At 67.2% G+C, this 19219-nt stretch carries 16 protein-coding genes; 11 read left to right on the top strand and 5 right to left on the bottom strand.

Translation table 11 applies throughout. From position 1 onward, the window contains the following. Window positions 1-41 precede the first annotated feature (41 nt). Together LDB29_RS12930 and LDB29_RS12925 are read right to left on the bottom strand one after the other, a co-directional pair. Window positions 42-2666, bottom strand: coding sequence for a TonB-dependent siderophore receptor (locus LDB29_RS12930; protein WP_025547059.1), 2625 nt, complete (start codon window positions 2664-2666; stop codon window positions 42-44). Window positions 2667-2971: 305 nt separating this feature from the next. Next, window positions 2972-3547 carry a TlpA disulfide reductase family protein gene (locus LDB29_RS12925; RefSeq protein ID WP_025547057.1) on the bottom strand — a complete coding sequence of 192 codons (576 nt, stop codon included), beginning with the start codon at window positions 3545-3547 and terminating at the stop codon, window positions 2972-2974. A gap of 43 nt (window positions 3548-3590) precedes the next feature. Between LDB29_RS12925 and argH the strand changes: the two genes are divergently transcribed. From argH to LDB29_RS12900, 5 genes are read left to right on the top strand one after another with little or no spacing between them, the layout of a single operon-like run. After that, window positions 3591-4970, top strand: coding sequence for an argininosuccinate lyase (argH, locus tag LDB29_RS12920; protein WP_025547055.1), 1380 nt, complete (start codon window positions 3591-3593; stop codon window positions 4968-4970). Further along, complete coding sequence (locus LDB29_RS12915; RefSeq protein WP_025547053.1) at window positions 4970-5233, top strand: hypothetical protein; 264 nt, start codon at window positions 4970-4972, stop codon at window positions 5231-5233. The genes argH and LDB29_RS12915 overlap by 1 nt, the downstream gene beginning before the upstream one ends. Window positions 5234-5264: 31 nt before the next feature. After that, window positions 5265-6545 (top strand): diaminopimelate decarboxylase, encoded by a 1281-nt coding sequence (lysA, locus tag LDB29_RS12910; protein WP_025547052.1) that lies wholly within the window; start codon window positions 5265-5267, stop codon window positions 6543-6545. Beyond that, window positions 6545-7309, top strand: a complete 765-nt coding sequence (locus LDB29_RS12905) for a bifunctional precorrin-2 dehydrogenase/sirohydrochlorin ferrochelatase (protein WP_099186136.1) — start codon at window positions 6545-6547, stop codon at window positions 7307-7309. The genes lysA and LDB29_RS12905 overlap by 1 nt, the downstream gene beginning before the upstream one ends. Beyond that, window positions 7306-8259 (top strand): zinc transporter ZntB, encoded by a 954-nt coding sequence (locus LDB29_RS12900; RefSeq protein WP_025547063.1) that lies wholly within the window; start codon window positions 7306-7308, stop codon window positions 8257-8259. The genes LDB29_RS12905 and LDB29_RS12900 overlap by 4 nt, the downstream gene beginning before the upstream one ends. A 46-nt stretch (window positions 8260-8305) precedes the next feature. On the opposite strand, the gene LDB29_RS12895 is transcribed toward LDB29_RS12900, so the two are convergent. Both LDB29_RS12895 and LDB29_RS12890 read right to left on the bottom strand, forming a co-directional pair. Further along, entirely contained in the window at window positions 8306-8929 is a 624-nt protein-coding gene (locus LDB29_RS12895) for a response regulator transcription factor (RefSeq protein ID WP_025547051.1), read from the bottom strand. Between the two features lie 53 nt (window positions 8930-8982). Then, window positions 8983-9624 (bottom strand): TetR/AcrR family transcriptional regulator, encoded by a 642-nt coding sequence (locus LDB29_RS12890; RefSeq protein WP_025547049.1) that lies wholly within the window; start codon window positions 9622-9624, stop codon window positions 8983-8985. Window positions 9625-9711: 87 nt separating this feature from the next. Here LDB29_RS12890 and LDB29_RS12885 point away from each other — a divergent pair, with 87 nt between their 5' ends. The 3 genes from LDB29_RS12885 to LDB29_RS12875 are packed head-to-tail and all read left to right on the top strand — an operon-like array spanning window position 9712 to window position 13953. Next, a complete protein-coding gene (locus tag LDB29_RS12885; protein WP_025547047.1) occupies window positions 9712-11256 on the top strand; it encodes an efflux transporter outer membrane subunit in 1545 nt (514 codons plus the stop codon). Further along, on the top strand, window positions 11249-12412 hold the full coding sequence (locus LDB29_RS12880; RefSeq protein ID WP_257554325.1) for an EmrA/EmrK family multidrug efflux transporter periplasmic adaptor subunit: 1164 nt from the start codon (window positions 11249-11251) through the stop codon (window positions 12410-12412). The genes LDB29_RS12885 and LDB29_RS12880 overlap by 8 nt, the downstream gene beginning before the upstream one ends. Window positions 12413-12423: 11 nt before the next feature. Further along, complete coding sequence (locus LDB29_RS12875) at window positions 12424-13953, top strand: DHA2 family efflux MFS transporter permease subunit (RefSeq protein WP_257554323.1); 1530 nt, start codon at window positions 12424-12426, stop codon at window positions 13951-13953. Between the two features lie 9 nt (window positions 13954-13962). On the opposite strand, the gene LDB29_RS12870 is transcribed toward LDB29_RS12875, so the two are convergent. Continuing rightward, window positions 13963-15540 (bottom strand): ABC-F family ATP-binding cassette domain-containing protein, encoded by a 1578-nt coding sequence (locus tag LDB29_RS12870; protein WP_025547042.1) that lies wholly within the window; start codon window positions 15538-15540, stop codon window positions 13963-13965. A gap of 187 nt (window positions 15541-15727) precedes the next feature. Between LDB29_RS12870 and LDB29_RS12865 the strand changes: the two genes are divergently transcribed. From LDB29_RS12865 to LDB29_RS12855, 3 genes are all read left to right on the top strand, one after another. Further along, window positions 15728-16306 (top strand): ANTAR domain-containing response regulator, encoded by a 579-nt coding sequence (locus LDB29_RS12865; protein ID WP_025547041.1) that lies wholly within the window; start codon window positions 15728-15730, stop codon window positions 16304-16306. Next, window positions 16306-17508: an ABC transporter substrate-binding protein gene (locus tag LDB29_RS12860; RefSeq protein WP_025547039.1), complete on the top strand. Its 1203-nt coding sequence runs from the start codon at window positions 16306-16308 to the stop codon at window positions 17506-17508. Before LDB29_RS12865 ends, LDB29_RS12860 begins: the two co-directional genes overlap by 1 nt. 226 nt (window positions 17509-17734) lie before the next feature. After that, complete coding sequence (locus tag LDB29_RS12855; protein ID WP_025547037.1) at window positions 17735-18991, top strand: NarK/NasA family nitrate transporter; 1257 nt, start codon at window positions 17735-17737, stop codon at window positions 18989-18991. The last annotated feature ends 228 nt before the right edge of the window (window positions 18992-19219 follow it).

Genomic DNA, 19219 nt, shown 5'->3' with positions numbered 1-19219 from the left:
GGGCCGGTCCTTTGGCGGACCGGCCCTTCCTTCGTGACGCGTCAGAATTTGAAGTCGAGCCGGGCGTAATAATAGCCGCCCGACGTGCTGTAGGGTCCGTGGCCATAATAGCTGTTATAGGCCCCGGCGCCGTTGATATAGGGCGAGACGCCAGCGCCCGGCGTGACGCCTTGCATTAGCGCGGGCACTTCCGGCCGCTTGTTGAACAGGTTGTTCGCACCCACAGAGAAGGTGACGGCATCGGTGAAGTCGTAGCTTGCCTCCAGATCGGTGAGCGCGGTCGCCTTGACCACGCCGTTGAAGTAGAGCTGGTTGGCGTTGATCCCGTTGACGATGGCGCCGTCCGCGATCAGGAAGCCGCCATTGGGGATGAAGCCGCCGCCGGGTGTGAAGGCCGGGCGGACCAGGACGCTGGTCTTGCCGTAAAAGGTCTCACGCAGGTTGAGCGCGAACTTCCCGCTCTTGAACAATGCGCCGGCCACGATCTTGTAGTCGGGGTTGGAGCGTTCGATATTGCTTTCCGACGCCGCGTTGAAGATGGGGTAGCCGACCTTGTTGTCGGTGATCTTCGTCTTGTTGTAGTTCGCCGTCAGCGACAGGTTCAGCGTGCCGAAGTCGAGCGCCACCGGATAGGCGGCCGAGAAGTCGATGCCCCAGGTGCGGGTGTCGATGCCGTTGGTGAAGCTCGACACGCCGATGGTGCCGTTGGTGAACAGGGCGCTGTCCAGGACGATGCCGGCGGCGTTCAGCGCGTTCAGGATGTCGGCGCCGCCCGGTTGCGGCACGCCGTTCAGGACGGCGTTGCGGGCCGCCGTGCCGGTGATGCGGTCCTTGATCTTGATGATATAGCCGTCGACCGTGATGGCCAGCTTCGGCACCGGCCGCAGCACGACGCCGGCCGAGAAGTTCTTCGACTTTTCAGGCTTCAGCGAGTTGAAGCCCAGCAGCGCGGCGGCAGGCGTGCCGGCGGGAAGCTGCGCGACGGCGCTGGTCGGACCGACGTTGATGGTCGAATATTTCTGTTCCGCCAGCGTCGGCGCGCGGAAGCCGGTGCTGACCGTGCCGCGAATCGCGAAGGCGGGGCTGAAGTCGTAGCGCGTGGTGATCTTGCCGATGGTGGTGTCGCCGAAGTCGGTATAATCCTCGTAACGGCCGGCAAGGTCGACGGACCAGTTTTCAACCGGCTCCGCGATCAGGTTGATGTAGCCCGCGCGCGAACTGCGGCGGAACTTGCCCGCGTCGGTCGCCTTGTATCCGGGGAAGGACTGAACGCCGGTCTTGTAGGTCGAATAATAATCGCCCGCGACGATCTCATAGGTGTCGCGGCGATATTCGCCGCCGAACGCCAGGGTCAGCGGCCCCGCCATGCCGGCGTCGAATTCCTTGCGGATGTCGGCGGTGACGGTGGTCTGGCTCAGGCGGAAGCCGCCGTCATAGGCCTTGTCAACCGTATTGGGCCTGCCGATGCCCTGCAGGGAGGCGGCATAGCTTTCCTGCCAGACTTCGCGATGGGCCGACGCTTCGGTCCAGATGTCGTCCTTCTGATAGCCGTAGGTCGTGCTGATGTCGTAATTCCAGTCGCCGCCGAAATCGCCCTTGGCGCCGACCGTGAAGCTATATTCATCCTCGATCACATGCTGGAGCGGCACCATGCCCCAGGTGCCGGTGTCGCCATAGCAGATATTGGGATTATATGCCGCGGGCGTGATGCTGCCGCCCAGATTGCCGGTTTCGTAGCAGATGCGCTTGGGATGGCGGTAGCCCTGCTTGGCATAGCCGATGCGGCGGGCATAATCGCCGAAGCTGTAGAGTTCGATGCCGCCGAAATCATAGCCCATATTGTAGAAGGCTTCGGTCAGATAGGTCTTGGGCTGGCCGCCGTTGATGCCCGACAGCGCGTCGCCCGCCAGGTTCGACCATTGGGCGGGCGTGTTGGGCTGAAGCGTGCCGTCCGGCCTGGTGATCTGGACCTGCCCGGTGCCCACCGTGGTGTAATCCTGGCGGCGGTGGAACAGGCTCAGGTTGAAGAAGCCGTCCTCGCCCAGCTTGAAGCCCATATTGCCGGAGGCGGAGAACAATTCGCCTTCGCTGTCATAATATTGGCCGCCCGTGACCTTGAAGCTGCCGCCTTCGTTATTGTCCTTCAGGATGAAGTTGATGACGCCCGCGATGGCGTCCGTGCCATAGACGGCGGCCGCGCCTTCCTGGAACACTTCGACGCGGGCGATGGCGTCCGGCGGGATCAGGTCGATGCTGGGCGCCGCCGAACCCTGGAACGCGCCGGAGATCACCTGGAGGATGCCGTTGCCGTGGCGGCGCTTGCCGTTGACCAGCACCAGCGTGTGGTTGGGGCTGAGGCCGCGCAGACGGGCGGAGAGCGAGAAGCTGGAAAGGTCGGTGCCCTGCGTCTGGGCGGTGAAGCTCGGTACGATCTGGGTCAGGACCTGGTTGAGATTCGGCTGGCCGACATGGCTGATCGCCTCCTGGCTCAGCACCTGGATCGGCGCGGCGCTTTCGGCCGCCTGCATGCCGACGGCGCGGGTGCCGGTAACGATGATGGCGGCGCCATCATCGGCTTGCGCGGTCTGCGCCTCCTGCGCCATCGCACAGGCCGACCAGGACGAGGCCAGCACCAATGAAAGGCGAAGAGCGGATAATCTTGTCATCTATGCCCCCTGTTTTGCATTTATCCATGACAGGGGGATCAACGAACTTTTAGGATGAAACCTCTACCGCATCGCACAAAATAATAGAAAAATTAAATATTTCTTCTTTATTTCTGGGAGGAAAATCAGACCAGATTGCGATGCCATGAGGCAGAATCGCAATTGATTAGGGTGCATGTGGCGCGGCGCATTTTGCAAGCAGCGCATATGGCGGATTTTTGACGGAAGTTCGTTTCAGGGAAACCTTGCCCCTGTTCGTCATGCCGAACCTATCGACATGACGAGTGGACAGGGGGAGCAGGGGATCAGCTCGCCATCGCCGCTTCGATCAGCGCGCGGCCTTCCCTGCTGGCCCAATCCATCGCGCCGACCACCCGCACCATTTCCTTGCCCTGCGCATCATAGATGACGGTCGTCGGCAGCATGCCGGTGTTGTAGTGGAAGCCGAACTGGTTTTCCGGGTCGATCCAGCCCTTCAGATGGGGCAGGGGATGTTTCTCGAAGAAGGGCTTGATCACCGTCTCCCCCTGGCTGTCCTGGGAGATGGTGAGGACGGCGAGCCCCTTCCTGCCATAATCCGCCGCCACTGCATCCAGCGTCGGCATTTCCGCCACGCAGGGCGCGCACCAGGTCGCCCAGAGGTTGACCAGCACCGGCTTGCCCGCGAAATCCTTGAGGCTGGCATCGCTGCCGTCCGGATTCTGGAAGGTGAAATCGGGGGCAGGGGTTCCGGCCTTCGACCTGTCGAGCGTGTAGCTGAACGCGCCTTTCCCGCTTTGCGCCGGTCCCGTCGCCTCGCCGCTGGTGGCGTTCTGGCCTTGCCCGGCGGGCGGGGATTGCTTATCGCACGCGCCAAGGCCGGCCAGCAGGAGCAGTGTCATTACGCAGCGTAAGGATGATCGCACGGGGAAAAGCTCCAACAGCATGTGGGGCGGACGCTTCGCGGCCGGTCCGGCTTCGGTCATGCGGGAGATAAATGCGTCGATCCCGTTCGACAAGCGCCTGTGGAAGCAGGACATCGCCGGGTCCAAGGCCCATGTCGCGATGCTCGCCAAACAGGGCATCGTCGACGGAGAGGACGCGCAGGCGATCACCGAGGGGCTGAACCGCATCGCCGCCGAATATGAAGCCGACGGCGTGCCGGTCGATCTGGACCTGGAAGACATCCACATGGTCACGGAGTCGCGGCTGGCCGAACTGATCGGTCCTGCGGCGGGACGGCTGCACACGGCGCGCTCGCGCAACGATCAGGTGGCGACCGATTTCCGCCTCTGGGTGCGCGACGCCATCGATGAGGTGGAGGCGGGCCTGCAGGGCCTGTCCGCCATGCTGCTCACCCGCGCCGAGGAGCATGCCGACGCGGTGATGCCCGGCTTCACCCATCTCCAGTCCGCGCAGCCGGTGACGCTCGGTCATCACCTGATGGCCTATCATGAGATGGTCCGCCGCGACCGCAGCCGCTTCGCCGACGCGCGGGAGCGGCTGAACGAGTGCCCGCTGGGCGCGGCGGCGCTGGCCGGGACCGGCTTTCCCATCGACCGCCACGCCACGGCGGCGGCGCTCGGTTTCGCCAAGCCGACCGACAACAGCCTCGACAGCGTGTCGGACCGCGACTTCGCGCTCGATTATCTGATGGCGGCGACGCAGTGCAGCCTGCACCTCTCGCGGCTGGCCGAAGAGTTCATCATCTGGGCTAGCCAGCCCTTCGGCTTCGTGAAATTGCCCGACGCCTATTCGACCGGCAGCTCGATCATGCCGCAGAAGCGCAATCCCGACGCCGCCGAACTGGTGCGCGGCCATGCCGGGCGGATCATGGGCTGCATGAATGCGCTCTGCGTCACGATGAAGGGCCTGCCGCTCGCCTATTCGAAGGACATGCAGGACGACAAGCCGCCGGTGTTCGAGGCGCATGACCTGCTGGGCCTGTCCATCGCGGCGATGACCGGCATGATCGAGACGGTGACGTTCCGCACCGACCGGATGCGCGGCCTGGCGGAGAGCGGCTTCGCCACCGCGACCGACCTCGCCGACTGGCTGGTGCGGGAGGGCGACATTCCCTTCCGCGAGGCGCATCATATCACGGGCCGCGCGGTCGCGGCGGCGGAGGCGGCGGGCGTTCAGCTTGCCGATCTGCCCATCGAAACGCTCAAGGCCATTGATGCGCGGATCGATGAGCGTATCTATGCGGTGCTGACGGTCGACGCCTCGGTCGCCAGCCGCAGGAGCCATGGCGGCACCGCGCCCGATCAGGTGCGTGCGCGGATCGCTGAGGCCCGGAACGACGCGAAAGGGCAGAAGAAGTGATGACGGCACGGATCGCCAAGGGAGTTGCGCTGGCGGCGCTTGCGCTGGCCTTGGCGTCCTGCGGCGGTCGCCAGCCGCTGAAGCCGGTGCAGGGGCAGCGCCTGCCCGCCGTGCCGGTGGGGGCGGCGACGGCGCCCACCGCAGCGCAGCTCACCACGCCCACGATCCAGGCGCGGCCGGAACGGAATGTCGAACTGCTGACCCAATCGAAGGTGCGCGGCGACGACCCGTTCGACCTGCCGCCCGAAAGCGACCCCCGCTGATTTTGGCGCTCAGATTCTAGGATAGACTGACTTGGACCATTTTACCTATGTCGACGGCGCGATGCTGGTGGAGCAGGTGCCGATGGCGGAGATCGCCGCGCAGGTCGGCACGCCCGTCTATATCTATTCGACCGCGACGCTGACCCGCCATGTCGGCGTGTTCCGCGAAGGACTGTCGCAGCTCCATGATCCGCTGATCGCCTTCGCGGTGAAGGCCAATCCCAATGCCGCCGTGCTGGCGACGCTGGCGAAGCTGGGCCTCGGCGCCGACGTCGTGTCGGTGGGCGAACTGCTGCGCGCCATGGCGGCGGGCATTCCGGCGGACCGCATCGTCTTTTCCGGCGTCGGCAAGACGGCCGACGAAATGCGCATCGCGCTGGAAAAGGGCATCTACCAGTTCAATCTGGAGAGTGAGCCCGAAGCGGAAATGCTCTCCGAAGTGGCCCTGTCGATGGGGAAGAGGGCGCCGGTCGCCTATCGCATCAACCCCGATGTCGACGCGGGAACCCATGCCAAGATCTCGACCGGCAAGTCGGAAAACAAGTTCGGCATCCCCTATGACCGGGCGCTGGCCAGCTATGCCGCGGCGCGCGACCTCCCCGGCCTCGACGTGCAGGGCGTGGCGGTGCATATCGGCAGCCAGCTCACCGATCTCGCGCCCCTGGAAGCCGCCTTCGCCAAGGTCGGCGCGCTGATCGAAAGGCTGCGCGGCGAAGGCCATGACATCCGCACCGCCGATCTCGGCGGCGGGCTGGGCGTGCCCTATGATCCCTCGCAGCCGCTGCCGCCCAGCCCCGCCGATTATGGCGCGATGGTGACGAAGGTGACGCAGGGCTGGAACGTCCGCCTGATGTTCGAGCCGGGCCGCCTGATCGTCGGCAATGCGGGCGTGCTGCTGTCGCAGGTGGTGCGGGTGAAGCAGGGCGCGCAGGCCCCCTTCGTGATCGTCGACGCGGCGATGAACGACCTGCTGCGGCCCAGCCTCTACGACGCCTGGCACGACATCCGCGCCGTGCAACCGAAGGGCGAGCGCGCCGCCGCCAATGTGGTGGGCCCGGTGTGCGAGACGGGCGACACCTTCGCCATGCACCGCGACATGGATGTGGTGGGGGCGGGCGATCTGGTCGCCTTCATGACCGCCGGGGCCTATGGGGCGACCATGGCGAGCACCTATAACAGCCGCGCGCTGACGCCCGAAGTGCTGGTGTCGGGCGACAAATGGGCCGTTGTCCGCGCCCGTCCGCCGGTAGAGGCGCTGATCGAGGGGGACAGCATTCCGGCCTGGGTAGCGTCGAAGGATGTGCAGGACTGATGCACAGCCTGCCCGTCTTCCTGCGGTTGCAAGGGCGGGCCGTCATCCTGACCGGCGAAGGGGAGGCGGCGGACGCCAAGCGGCGCCTGCTCGAACGGGCGGGGGCGCGGATCGTGGGGGAGGCGGCTGAGGCCACGCTCGCCATCGTCTCGGATGGCGATGCGGCGACCGTGCAGCGGCTCCGGGCCCGGGGCATATTGGTGAACGCGACCGACAGGCCGGAACTTTGCGACTTCACCCTGCCCGCCATTGTCGACCGGGGGCCGGTGCTGATCGCCATCGGCACGGGCGGCGCTTCGGCGGGTCTCGCCAAGGCGCTCAGGCAACGCATCGAAGCTTTGCTGCCGGCCCGTCTGGGGCTGCTGGCGACGGCGCTTCACGATGCGCGCGCCGCGATCCGCCAGCGCTGGCCCGATGCCGCGGCAAGGCGGCGGGCGATCGACGCCGGCCTTGCCGTGCGCGGGCCGATCGATCCGCTGTCCGACAAAGCCGTGGACGCCGTGCCGCACTGGCTTTCCGAAGGGGCCGGGCTCGGGACCGGGGCCGACAGGCTGGAAAACATCCGGCTGCTGTCGGGCGATCCCGACGATCTCAGCCTGCGCGCCGCCCGCCTGCTGGGCGAGGCGGATCGCGTCTATCACGCGCCGGACGTGCCTGCCGCGATATTGGACCGGGCGCGGGCCGATGCCGTGCGCATCCTGGCAGACGCGCCGCCCGACGATCCGGGGGCAGGCCTGTCGCTCTGGATGGAGATGACGCCATAAGCCGGGTCTTCCTCTTCGACGGCGCTCGGGCGCAGGAAATCTCGCTCGACGATTTTTGCGCGCGGACGCAGGACGCGCCGTTCAGTTGGGTCCATGCCGATGGCTGGAAGGAGGATGCCCGCCACGTCGCGTCCCGCTGCGACCATATGCCCGAAGCGGCGCTGTCCGCGCTGCTGGCGCAGGAGACCCGGCCGCGCTGCACGCTGATGGCCCATGGCGCGCTGGTGAACCTGCGCGGGCTTGGCGCGGCGGATGACGATGGGGGCGACCCGCTGGTGTCGATCCGCCTCTGGGCCGAAGAGGCGCGGGTCATTTCCGTCAGCTATCGGCCGCTCGCGGCGATGGAGCCCGTCATGCAGCAGATGCTGCGCGGTCTGATCCGCGATCCGGGCGACCTGATCGCCGCCTTCGCGCAGCAGATCACCGAAGCGCTCGACCCGGAAGTTGGCGAGCTGGGCGACGGCCTGGACGAGATCGAAAGCGCGCTGACCGAACATGGCCCGGCGGAGGCGCGGCGGCGCGTGTCGGAAATCCGCGCGACGGCGATCGGCTATCGCCGCTTCATCGCGCCGCAGCGGCAGGCATTGGAAAGACTGTCCGCCGCCGATGCGTCATGGCTGGAACCCGACGACCGGTTGCACCTCCAGGAAGCGGCCGACCGCTGCGCCCGCATGGCGGAGGAGCTGGAAGCGGTGCGCGAACGGTCGGCGCTCGCCCATGAAGAACTGACCGACCTGCGCGCGGAGCAGATGAACCGGCAGGCGCTGATCATCTCGGTCGTGGCGCTGGTGTTCCTGCCGCTGACCTTCCTGACCGGGCTGCTGGGGATGAATGTGGACGGCATACCCTATGCCCATGAACCCTGGGCCTTTTGGGGCGTGGTCGGTGTGTGCATGGCCATGGCGGCCGGCATTGCCGGCTGGTTCGCGGCGACCCAGTGGCTGAAGTGATTCCGGCCCGTCATTCCGGCCTGCGCCGGGATGACGGCCTCAGGCCCTAGTTCCGTGCCGCGTTGAGCCGGGCGATCTCGTCATGCAGCGCCTGGATCGAGGACACCAGCCGCGCCCGGTCCGCCTGCATCTCCGCCAGCGCATCGCGCGTTTCGCCCAGTTCCAGCGCGCGGCGGGCGATCCGCGCGTCCAGTTCCGCATTATGCCGCGCCAGCGCACCGACCTGCTCCGCCCTTGCGCACAAATGGCGAAGCCGCGCATCCAGCAGGTCGAAATCGAAGGGCTTCACCACATGGTCGTCGGCCCCCGCATCCAGCGCGTCGACCGCGGACACCCTGTCGTTCCGCCCGCCGATCATGACGAAGCAGGCATTTTCGGCCAGTCCCGCCGCGCGGATCTTCCGCATCGTCGTCAGGCCGGGCAGCAGCGCCAGTCCCATGTCGATCAGGATGATGTCCACCGGCCGCGTGACCAGCATGTTGAGCGCGGTGAAGCCGCTTTCCGCCAGCGCGACGTCATAGCCCAGATGCGACAGCCGCCGCGCCACGACGCCGCGGGACGTGGCGTCTTCATCGACCAGCAGAAGGCGCAATCGCCGGGGCGCGCGTCCGCCGTCCGGACCCTGCGCCTGTTGCGGCCTGCTGATGCTGTCGCGTTTCCAGAATTGCATGACGTCCCACCTCTTGCCACCGCGCAGCATAGGATCGGCGGGCAAAGAAATGGTTAACGCGGCTCCGGCGCATAGGCGCGCAGGAAACAGTCCAGCCCATTGTCGACATCGGCCTCGATCTGCTCTGCCGTCGCCCGCTCGATCTGTCCCCAGACCAGCGACTGGTGACAGCCCGTAAGCATCAGCATCGTGAAGGTGCGCGCCGCCAGTTCGGGATCTGCCCGGCGCAAAAGGCCGCGATCCATCGCCCTTTCCAGGAATTCGGCCACCAATCGCCGGGTATTGCCCGGCGCATGTTGGTAGAAGATCGCCCCCATTTCGGGAAAGCGGCCCGCTTCGGACGCCACCAGCCGGTATAGCGCGACGCTTTCGGGCGATGTGATCTTCGTCAGCAGGTTGACGCCCAGGGTCCGCAACGTGCCTGCAAGGTCGCCGTCGGGATCGAGGATTTCAGCGAGGCGCGATCGATAAGCGGTGGTCGCGTCGTCCAGAACGGCGGCGAACAGCTCTTCCTTGGACGGGAAATAGCTCCACAGGGTGCCCTTCGATCCGCCCAGCGCCGCGGCGATCCCCGACATGGTCGTCGCGGCATAGCCCTTTTCCATGAAGGAACGCGACGCGACCTTCAATATGGTCTTGCGCCGGTCGCGGCGCCGCGCTTCGCGGCGGCTGATCGGGGGAATGGGCTCCGTCATGAAATCGTACCATATAGTACGCTATTTTGGTTGACAAGGATTCGCATCAGGCGCAAAGGCTCATTTCATACTATTTGGTACGGTTTTATGCCCGTGAGTCGCCTTCCAAATCCCTTTCCCCCTTCCGCTCGCGCCGGGCTTCTTGCCGGGGGCGTGGCGCTGCTGTCGGCCTGTGCGGCGGTGCCCGACCTTGGCCCCCAGCCGGTCGTGCGCGCGCCCGCCAGCATCGCGGCGGATCGCAGCCTTCAGGCCGACGGTTCCGCGCAATGGCCGTCCGAAGGCTGGTGGAAGGGCTATGGCGATCCGCAACTGGACGCGCTGATCGAGGAAGGGCTGAAGGGTTCGCCGGACGTCAGCGCCGCCGCCGCCCGCTTCGCCCAGGCCAATGCCGCCGCGCAGCAGGCGGGCGCGCCGTTGCTGCCTTCGGTCGATCTGGACGCCAGCAGCGGCGTCACCAAATCCAGCTATAATATGGGGATGCCCAAGGAGTTCGTTCCCAAGGGCTGGCTGGGTACCGGCCGCGTGGCGCTGGATTTCGGCTTCGACCTCGATCTGTGGGGCAGGAACCGGGCGGCGCTGGCGGCGGCGACTTCGGAAGCCCGCGCGGCGGAGATCGATGCGCGGCAGGCCCGGCTGGCGCTGGCGGCCGGCGTGGCCGATGCCTATGCCGATCTCGCCCGGCTCTATGACGAGCGTGACATTCAGGCCCGCGCGCTGGAAATCCGCACCGCCAGCCGGAAGCTGGTGGCGGACCGCCGCGCCAACGGGCTGGAAACGCGCGGCAGCGAGCGGCAGGCCGACGCCACCCTATTCTCCGCCAAGGCGCAGCTCGCCGCCGCCGACCAGGCGATTGCCGTCCGCCAGCATCAGATCGCCGCATTGATCGGCGCCGGACCCGACCGGGGTCTCGCCATTGCAAGGCCCCGGCTCGGCAGACCCGGTCCGCTCGGCCTGCCGGCGGACGTCACCACCAATCTGGTCGCCCGCCGCCCCGATGTCGCCGCGGCGCTCGCCCGGACCGAAGCGGCGGCCAAGCGGATCAAGGTGGCGCGGGCCGACTTCTTTCCGGCCATTCGCCTGAGCGCGCTGATCGGCGTGCAATCGCTCGGCTATCAGACGGTGCTCCAGAACGGCGCCTTCTCCGGCGGATCGAGCTCCTTCGCGGACACGCTGTTCAAGAAGGATTCGCTGTTCGGCAATGCGGGGCCGGCGGTCAGCCTGCCGATCTTCCATGGCGGCGCGCTCAGCGGCCAGTATCGCGGCGTCCGCGCCGCCTATGAAGAGGCGGTGGCCAGCTATGACCGGACCGTGCTCGGCGCCTATCAGCAGGTGGCCGACGCCGTGACCGGACGGCGGACGCTGGACCAGCGGCTGACCGATGCCCGCGCGGCGCTGACCGCGTCGGAAGAAGCCTATGACATCGCCCGCCAGCGCTATGAAGGCGGGCTCAACACCTATCTCGACGTGCTGAACGTGGAGGACCAGCTTCTGGCCGCCCGCCAGACCGTCGCGGAGCTGGAGGCCAGCGCCTTCACGCTCGACATCGCCCTCATCCGCGCGCTGGGCGGCGGCTTTGCCGCCAGCGATGCGCAGAACCCGCTCCAGTTGCCCAAGGATACGCCCCATGGCTGACGCCAAGCCCGAATTCACGTCCGAAGCGAGCAAGGCCGACGATGCGGCCGATGCCGCCGCCCGGCGCATGGAAACCCGCAAGAAATGGCTCGTGCGGCTGGCGCTGGTCATATTGGTCGTCGGCGCGGCCTATGCCCTCTGGTACCTGCTGGTCGGCCGCAATCATGTCAGCACCGACAATGCCTATGTGAATGCGGAAGTGGCGCAGGTGACGCCGCTCATTTCCGCCCAGGCGGTCGAAGTGCTGGTGACGGATACCCAGGCGGTCAAGCGCGGCGACATATTGGTGAAGCTCGACCCCACCAACGCCCGCATCGCCGTGGCGCAGGCGGAGGCCGACCTTGCCGAAGCCCGCCGCCGCTTCCGCCAGACCCTCGCGACCAGCGGCTCGCTGGCGGCGCAGGTGGAGGCGCGCGGCGCCGACATCAACCAGGCGCGGGCCCAGCTCGCGACGGCGCAGGCCGATTTCGACAAGGCGCGCATCGACCTCCGTCGGCGGGAGGCGCTGGCCCCCAACGGCGCCGTCTCGGGCGAGGAACTGACCAGCGCGCGCAAGGCCTATGCCGCGGCGCAGGCGGCGCTCGACCTGGCGAAGGCCGGGGTGGCGACGGCCGAGGCGACACGCGGCGCGGCCAGCGGCCAGCTTGCCGCCAATGACGCGCTGGTGCGCGGGTCGACCGTCGACACCGATCCCGCCGTGCTGGCCGCGAAGGCGAAGCTCGACAATGCCCGGCTCGACCTTGACCGCTCCATCATCCGCGCCCCGATCGACGGCGTCGTGACCCGGCGGTCGGTGCAGGTCGGCCAGCGCGTCGCGCAGGGCAGCCCGATCATGAGCATCGTGCCGCTCGCGCAGGTCTATGTCGACGCCAATTTCAAGGAACGCCAGCTCGGCCGGGTGAAGGTCGGCATGCCCGCCAAGGTCACTTCGGACCTTTATGGCGGCGACGTCGTCTATCATGGCAAGGTGATCGGCTTCGCCGGCGGCACCGGCGCGTCGATGGCGCTGATCCCGGCGCAGAACGCCACCGGCAACTGGATCAAGGTGGTGCAGCGCCTGCCCGTGCGCATTGCGCTCGATCCCAGGGAACTGGCCGAACATCCCCTGCGCATCGGGCTTTCCATGGAAGCCGAAATCGACCTTTCGGGCGAATAGGGAGGCCCGTGGTGAGCCGCCCGGCCGAAACCTTCACGCTACTGTCGCCCCGTCATCGCCTGCTGGCGGGGCTGACGCTGGCGCTCAGCAATTTCATGGTCGTGCTCGACCTTACCATCGCCAATGTCTCGGTGCCGCATGTCGCGGGCAATCTGGGCATTTCCGCCGATCAGGGCACCTGGATCATCACCAGCTACGCCGTGGCGGAGGCGATCTGCGTGCCGCTGACCGGCTGGCTGGCGCAGCGTTTCGGCGCCGTGCGGCTGTTCACCTTCGGCATGCTGGGCTTCGGCCTGTTCTCCCTGCTGTGCGGCCTGTCCATGACGCTGGGCATGATCGTCGTCTGCCGCATCGGCCAGGGCCTGTGCGGCGGGCCGCTGATGCCGATGTCGCAGACCCTGCTGATGCGCATCTTCCCGCCGGAACAGCGCGGGCGCGTCATGGGGCTGTGGGCGATGACGACGCTGCTTGGCCCCGCGCTCGGTCCCATCGTCGGCGGCTATATCAGCGACAACTGGAGCTGGCACTGGATCTTCTTCATCAACCTGCCCATCGCGGCCCTGTGCGTCTTTGCCGCCATGGTGCTGCTGCCCCCGGTGGAGACGGATCGGATGAAGCTGCCCATCGACTATATCGGCCTTGCGCTGCTCATCTTCTGGATCGGCTGCCTTCAGATCATGCTGGACATCGGGCGCGACCATGACTGGTTCGGCGATCCGCTGATCGTCGCGCTGGCGGTGCTGGCGGCCATCGGCTTCTGCGTCTTCCTGATCTGGGAACTGACCGAGGAACATCCCATCGTCGACCTGCGCGTGTTCCGCCATATCGGCTTCACCTCCGGGGTGTTCACGCTCGCGCTCTGCTTCGGGGCCTATTTCGCGGGTATCGTCGTCATCCCGCAATGGCTGCAGATTTCGATGGGCTATACCGCCGCCTGGGCGGGGCTGGCGACGGCGTTCACGGCGATGACCGCCATGCTCGTAGCGCCCATTGTCGGGCGGCTGGTGAGCAAGGTCGACGTGCGCCTGATGATTTCGACCGGCGTCGCCTGGATCGGGCTGATGACGCTTTGGCGGGCGCACTGGACCACCGATGCGGACTTCTGGACGATCTCCCTTCCGCAACTGGCCCAGGGTTTCGGCATGCCCCTGTTCATGATCCCGCTGACGACGCTGACCCTGGGGTCGGTCCGGCCGGAGGAAACCGCCTCTGCGGCGGGCATGCAGAATTTCCTGCGCACGCTGGCCATCGCCATTTCCACGTCGATCGTGCTGACCGGCTGGGGGAACGGGCAGCGGGTGTGGCGCAATGAGGTGGTCGGGACGCTGCATGGCGACGCGACCATGGCCGACCTGGCCAGCCGCGGCTTCACGCAGGAACAGGCGCGGCAGACGGTGGGCAATCTGGTCGACGCCCAGTCGCAGGTGGTGTCGATGAACCATGTCTTCTTCATCGCCGCGCTGGTGCTGTTCCTGGCCGCCGCCGTGGTGTGGCTTGCCCCGCGCCCCACCGGCAATGTCGATCGTTCGGCGGCGCACTGACCGGCGCGCCTATTCCAGGCTGACCTCCCGGCCGATGCCGACCGCTTCCAGAAAGGCGGCGTCATGGCTGATCACGATCAACGCGCCGTCGAAGGCGGCAAGCCCCTGCTCGATGGCCGCGACGGAATCGAGATCGAGATGATTGGTCGGCTCGTCCAGCATCAGCAGCGGCGGCAATGTGTCGCCGCCAAGCACGCAGGCGAGCCCGGCGCGCAACAACTGCCCGCCGCTGAGCGTCCCCACCCGCTGCAGCGCCAGATCGGCGCGGAACCGGAACCGCGCCAATGCCGCGCGCACGGCATTTTCGGTGGCGCGGGGGTGCAGCCGGGCGAAATTGGCGGCAATGCTGGCCTGCGGGTCGAGCAGGCCGACGCCCTGGTCCAGCAGCGCGCAATCGACCGATAGCTGCACCGTGCCGGACAGCGGCGGGATCAGACCGGCAATCAGCTTCAGCAGCGTCGATTTGCCCGCGCCATTGGGCCCGGTGACGGCAATCCGCTCCGGCCCGTCGATCCGCAGGCTGAAGTCGCGCAGCACCGGCGCATCGGCGCGATAGCCCGCCGACACCCTGTCGATCCGCACGATCTGCCGGTCCGCCTGCAATCCGGTCGAGGGCAGGGCGACGGTCAGGCTTTCGACGATCTCGATCCGGCTGCGCGCCGCCTGCGCCGCCTCCTCCGCCTCCCGGCGCAGGCGGTCGGCCAATCGCGCGGCATCGCCGCCGGACCCTTCCGCCCGGTTCTTCCGCATGCCGATCAGGATGCGCGGCATGTCGCCCTTCGCACCCTTGCGCGCTCCGGCGGCGTCCCGGCGCTGCTTGCGCTCGGCTGCGATCTGCGTCCGGCGGGCGATGTCCGTCATGCGCCGTTCGGCCTGTTCCAGTTGCTGGCCCGCCGCGGCGAGTTCGACCGCCTTGCGCTCGCGATAGGCGGTCCAGTTGCCGCCATAGCGCTGGATGCCAAGGCTCGTCAGTTCCGCAATCGCCTCCATCTGCTCCAGCAGCGCGCGGTCGTGGCTGACGACGATCGCGCCGGCCTTCCATCGCGAAAGCAGGTCGGACAGGGCAGCGCGCCCCTCGGCATCCAGATTGTTGGTCGGCTCGTCCAGCAACAGGAAGTCGGGCCGGGCAAAGGCCGCTCCGGCCAGCGCGGCGCGGCTGCGCTGGCCGCCGGACAAGGCCAGCAATGGCGTGTCGGGATCGGCCGCCAGCCCGACGGAGGCCAGCGCTTCCTCGATCCGGCCGGGCAGCGTCCAGTCGCAGGCCTCCAGCTCCGCCATATCGGCCTCGCCGCGCTCCGCCTTGCCGAGCAGGGCCAGCGCCTCCCGCGCGCCGAACAGGTCGGCAATGCGTTCCTCCGGGGCGACCTGAACGGTCTGGCGCAGCGTCGCGATGCCGCCGTCGATGCGGATCGTGCCGCTGGCGGGCGCGCGTTGCCCGGCGATCAGGGCGAGCAAGGTCGACTTGCCGACGCCATTGCGTCCGACAAGGCCGAGTCGTTCGGCGGTGAAACGAAAATCGAGCCCGGAAAGGACGGCCGTGCCGTCAGGCGCGGACCAGCCGAGCTGGGAAATGACGATGGAGGGCATGGACGGCAACTTTCCTGAGGGCAGAGCGATTGGGCTTTGCGATCAGATAGTTGTCCATGACGTCATCCTCCGGGAAACGGGACCGGGCATACAGCGGCGCGCCATCCTTGGCAATTGTCGTCGGTCGCGCCCGATTGACGCGGCGCAACATCGCGGCCACTGAGTGGCGAAAAAGGCTTGGGGTCTCATGCGAATCGTCATCATCGACGACAGCGGCCTGCGCGCGACGGTTCTGGAGGAAGGGCTGCGCGAGGCGGGCTATGACGATATTCATATCGTCCCCCCGCGCGGCGGATTCGTCGCGCGGCTGGAACGCATGGCCCCGGACGTCGTGCTGATGGACCTGGGCAGCCCAAGCCGCGATACGCTGGAGGAGATGCTGACGGTCAGCCGGGCGCTCGCCCGTCCCATCGCCATGTTCGTCGACCAGTCCGACGAGGCGATGATCGGCGCGGCCATCGACGCGGGCGTATCCGCCTACGTCGTCGACGGGCTGCGGAAGGAGAGGGTGAAGCCGGTGCTGGAACTGGCGGTGCGGCGCTTCAACGCCTTCGCGAAATTGCAGTCCGAACTGGACGAGGCGCGCACCGCGCTGTCCGACCGCAGGATCGTCGATCGCGCCAAGTCCATCCTGATGAGCCAGCGCGGCCTTTCGGAGCCGGACGCCTATGCGCTGCTGCGGTCGAGCGCGATGAATCAGGGAAAGAAGATCGTGGACGTCGCCCAGGCCCTCATCACCGCCAGCGACCTGTTGGGAGGGATGTGATGACGACCGACCTGCGCATCGCCTTCCTGCCGCTGACCGACGCCGCCGTATTGGCGGTGGCGCGGGAAAGGGGCTTCGCGGAGGAGGAGGGGCTGCATCTCGACCTCGTCCGCACGACTAGCTGGGCGACGTTGCGCGACCGGCTGGTGTTCGGCCAGGTGCAGGCCGCCCATATGCTGGCGCCGCTCGCCGTCGCCGTGACCCTGGGGTTGAGCCAGCAGGCCGCGCCGCTTGCCGCGCCCTACAAGCTCAACGTCAACGGCAACATGCTGGTGATGGCGAGCGCGTTCGCGCAGGCGCTGGACCCGGACATAGCGGCGCGGCTGGACGATCCGCTGGGCACCGCGCATGATTTCGCGGCGGCCATCGGCCTCTGGAAGCGCAAGCCGGTGATCGGCGTCGTCCATCGCTTTTCCAGCCATTCCGTCATGCTGCGCTACTGGCTGGCGAGCGCGGGGGTCGATCCGGATCGCGACGTCATCCTGCGCGTGCTTCCCCCCTCGCTGACGGTGGAGGCGATCGGGGCGGGGGAGATTGACGGCTTCATCGCGGGCGAACCCTGGGGCAGCGCGGCCGTGGATGCCGGGCTGGGCGAAGCCGTGGCCATTGGCGAGCGCATCTGGCGGCGCGGGGTGGAGAAGGTGCTGGCTTTCCGCACGCCCTGGCTGGAGGAGAATCCCGACAGCGTCGACCGGTTGCTGCGGGCGTTGGTGCGGGCGGCGGGCTGGTGCGACGACCCGGAAAATCAGGAGGCGCTGGCGCATCTTCTCTCACGCTCCCAATATGTGGACCAGCCTGCGGAGGTGATCCTGCGCGCGCTGTCGGGCAGGATCGTGCCCCGCATCGACATGGCGCCGCTCTCCATGCCCGATTTCATGCTCTTCTCGCGGGAGGCGACGCCCTTTCCGTGGCGCAGCCAGGCGCTGTGGATCTATTCGCAGCTCGTCCGCTGGAAGATGGTGGACCATAGCGCGGACAATGCCGCCCGGGCCGCGTCGGTGTTCCGGCCGGACATCTTCCGCCGGGCGCTGGCGGACAGCGACGTCGCGATGCCGGGCGCCAGCATGAAGGTGGAAGGGGCGGTGGCCTCTCCGCTCGCGGTGGGATCGAAACGGGGCGAACTGACGCTGGGGCCGGACCGTTTCTTCGACGGCCGGATATTCGATCCGGAGCGGATCGAGGATTTCCTCGCCAGCTTCTGAAATCCCGCCCTCGCGCTCGCCAATTTGTGCCTTGCAACATGGATCGAATCGCGAGATAAGATGAGAGTCGCGCGACGAGGCGCGTTTTCCGGGATGAGCCCTTCCCAAGGTCGGGATCGCGTTCTCCCTCCGATCATACAGCAAAGCCGCTGGCCGAATTTCGCAGGAGCGAGGTCCGGAAGCGGCTTTTTTCGTGCCCATTTCACAAGATTCGAGGGACGTCATCATGGCAACTGCATATTGGGAGCGTCCGGAGGACCAGGCTCCGGGGGTTGAAGGAGAAGCCGGCCAGACCAGTTTCTGGAAGGCCGGGCACACGCCCACGCTCATCGCCGCTTTCCTCTATTTCGACCTTGCCTTCATGGTGTGGGTGCTGCTGGGGCCGCTGGCCCCCTCCATCTCCAAAAGCCTGGGCCTGACGCCGGCCGAAAAGGGGCTGATGGTCGCCGTCCCGACTTTGGCGGGCGCCGTGCTGCGGGTCGTCAACGGCCTGCTGGTCGATCGGATCGGCTGCAAGCAGGCGGGGGCGATCAGTCAGGCGATCGTCATCCTCGGCCTCTTCACGGCATGGCTTCTCGGCGTCGACAGCTTCGGCGGCACGCTGGCGCTGGGCGTGATCCTGGGCTTTGCCGGGGCCAGCTTCGCGATCGCGCTGCCGCTCGCCAGCCGCTGGTATCCCGCCGAACATCAGGGCAAGGCGATGGGCCTTGCCGGCATGGGCAATTCCGGCACGGTGCTGGCGTCGCTGTTCGCGCCGATGCTGGCCAGGCTGTTCGGCTGGAACGCGGTGCTGGGCCTTGCCTGCATTCCGCTGACCATCGTCTTCATCCTCTATATGGTCATGGCCCGCAACGCGCCCGATGCGCCCGCGCCCAAGCGGCTGGTCGATTATTTCCATCCGCTGAAAAGCGCCGACGCCTGGTGGCTGATGGGCTTCTACTCGGTGACCTTCGGCGGTTTCGTGGGACTGGCCGCCTCGCTGCCGATCTACTTCACCGATCAATTCGGCCTTACCCCGGTGGTCGCGGGCTATTGCACCGCCGGCTGCGTCTTCGCCGGGTCGCTGGTGCGCCCGATGGGCGGCGCGCTGGCCGACCGGATCGGCGGCGTCAAGGCGCTGATGATGGTCTATATCGCTGCCGCGCTGGCTCTGGCGGGGGTCGCCTATGCGCCGACGCTGCTCTCCGCCCTGGGCTTCTTCGTCGCCGCGATGCTGGCGCTGGGCGTCGGCAACGGCGCGGTCTTCCAGCTCGTGCCGCAGCGTTTTCAGGCGGAAATCGGCGTTATGACCGGGCTGGTCGGCATGGCGGGCGGCATTGGCGGCTTCTATCTCGCCTCGTCGTTGGGCATCGCCAGACAGTTCACCGGCAGCTTCGCGCCCGGCTTCCTGATCTTCGCGGGCCTTGCGCTGGCCGCCTTCCTCGGCATCACGCTGGTCCGCGCCCGCTGGCGCGCGACCTGGACCGGCGCGGCGCGCATCTGATCGGCTTACGGCAAGGAGAGGGAGGCGGCGGCCCACGACAGGCCGCCGCCCTTTTCGCGCCTGCGGCAAGGCGCAGGGGCGCCGCAACAAAAATACATCGTGCTGCGAGGAATCGCTTGACCCGAATCGTCAAGAGCATATGCTGCAATGCAAGGGACAGGGTTGTCCTTCTTCCATAGCCGCGGTGGTCCACAGACGGACGATCAAGGCGCTTATGATGGCAAGGCC

Source organism: Sphingobium sp. CFD-2 (assembly GCF_024611135.1).
GTDB lineage: Bacteria > Pseudomonadota > Alphaproteobacteria > Sphingomonadales > Sphingomonadaceae > Sphingobium > Sphingobium fuliginis.
Note: the sequence above shows the minus strand (reverse complement) of the source record. Positions and strands in the feature narration are given on the sequence as shown.

What these genes read in the sequence shown, in the direction of transcription:
- LDB29_RS12880 (WP_257554325.1), top strand. Translation starts at nt 11,249, where the DNA reads ATGGCTGACGCCAAGCCCGAATTCACGTCCGAAGCGAGCAAGGCCGAC.
- LDB29_RS12915 (WP_025547053.1), top strand. Translation starts at nt 4,970, where the DNA reads ATGACGGCACGGATCGCCAAGGGAGTTGCGCTGGCGGCGCTTGCGCTG.
- LDB29_RS12855 (WP_025547037.1), top strand. Translation starts at nt 17,735, where the DNA reads ATGGCAACTGCATATTGGGAGCGTCCGGAGGACCAGGCTCCGGGGGTT.
- LDB29_RS12865 (WP_025547041.1), top strand. Translation starts at nt 15,728, where the DNA reads ATGCGAATCGTCATCATCGACGACAGCGGCCTGCGCGCGACGGTTCTG.
- LDB29_RS12895 (WP_025547051.1), bottom strand. Translation starts at nt 8,929, where the DNA reads ATGCAATTCTGGAAACGCGACAGCATCAGCAGGCCGCAACAGGCGCAG.
- LDB29_RS12905 (WP_099186136.1), top strand. Translation starts at nt 6,545, where the DNA reads ATGCACAGCCTGCCCGTCTTCCTGCGGTTGCAAGGGCGGGCCGTCATC.
- LDB29_RS12860 (WP_025547039.1), top strand. Translation starts at nt 16,306, where the DNA reads ATGACGACCGACCTGCGCATCGCCTTCCTGCCGCTGACCGACGCCGCC.
- LDB29_RS12930 (WP_025547059.1), bottom strand. Translation starts at nt 2,666, where the DNA reads ATGACAAGATTATCCGCTCTTCGCCTTTCATTGGTGCTGGCCTCGTCC.
- LDB29_RS12925 (WP_025547057.1), bottom strand. Translation starts at nt 3,547, where the DNA reads ATGACACTGCTCCTGCTGGCCGGCCTTGGCGCGTGCGATAAGCAATCC.
- LDB29_RS12890 (WP_025547049.1), bottom strand. Translation starts at nt 9,624, where the DNA reads ATGACGGAGCCCATTCCCCCGATCAGCCGCCGCGAAGCGCGGCGCCGC.
- argH (WP_025547055.1), top strand. Translation starts at nt 3,591, where the DNA reads ATGTGGGGCGGACGCTTCGCGGCCGGTCCGGCTTCGGTCATGCGGGAG.
- LDB29_RS12885 (WP_025547047.1), top strand. Translation starts at nt 9,712, where the DNA reads ATGCCCGTGAGTCGCCTTCCAAATCCCTTTCCCCCTTCCGCTCGCGCC.
- LDB29_RS12870 (WP_025547042.1), bottom strand. Translation starts at nt 15,540, where the DNA reads ATGCCCTCCATCGTCATTTCCCAGCTCGGCTGGTCCGCGCCTGACGGC.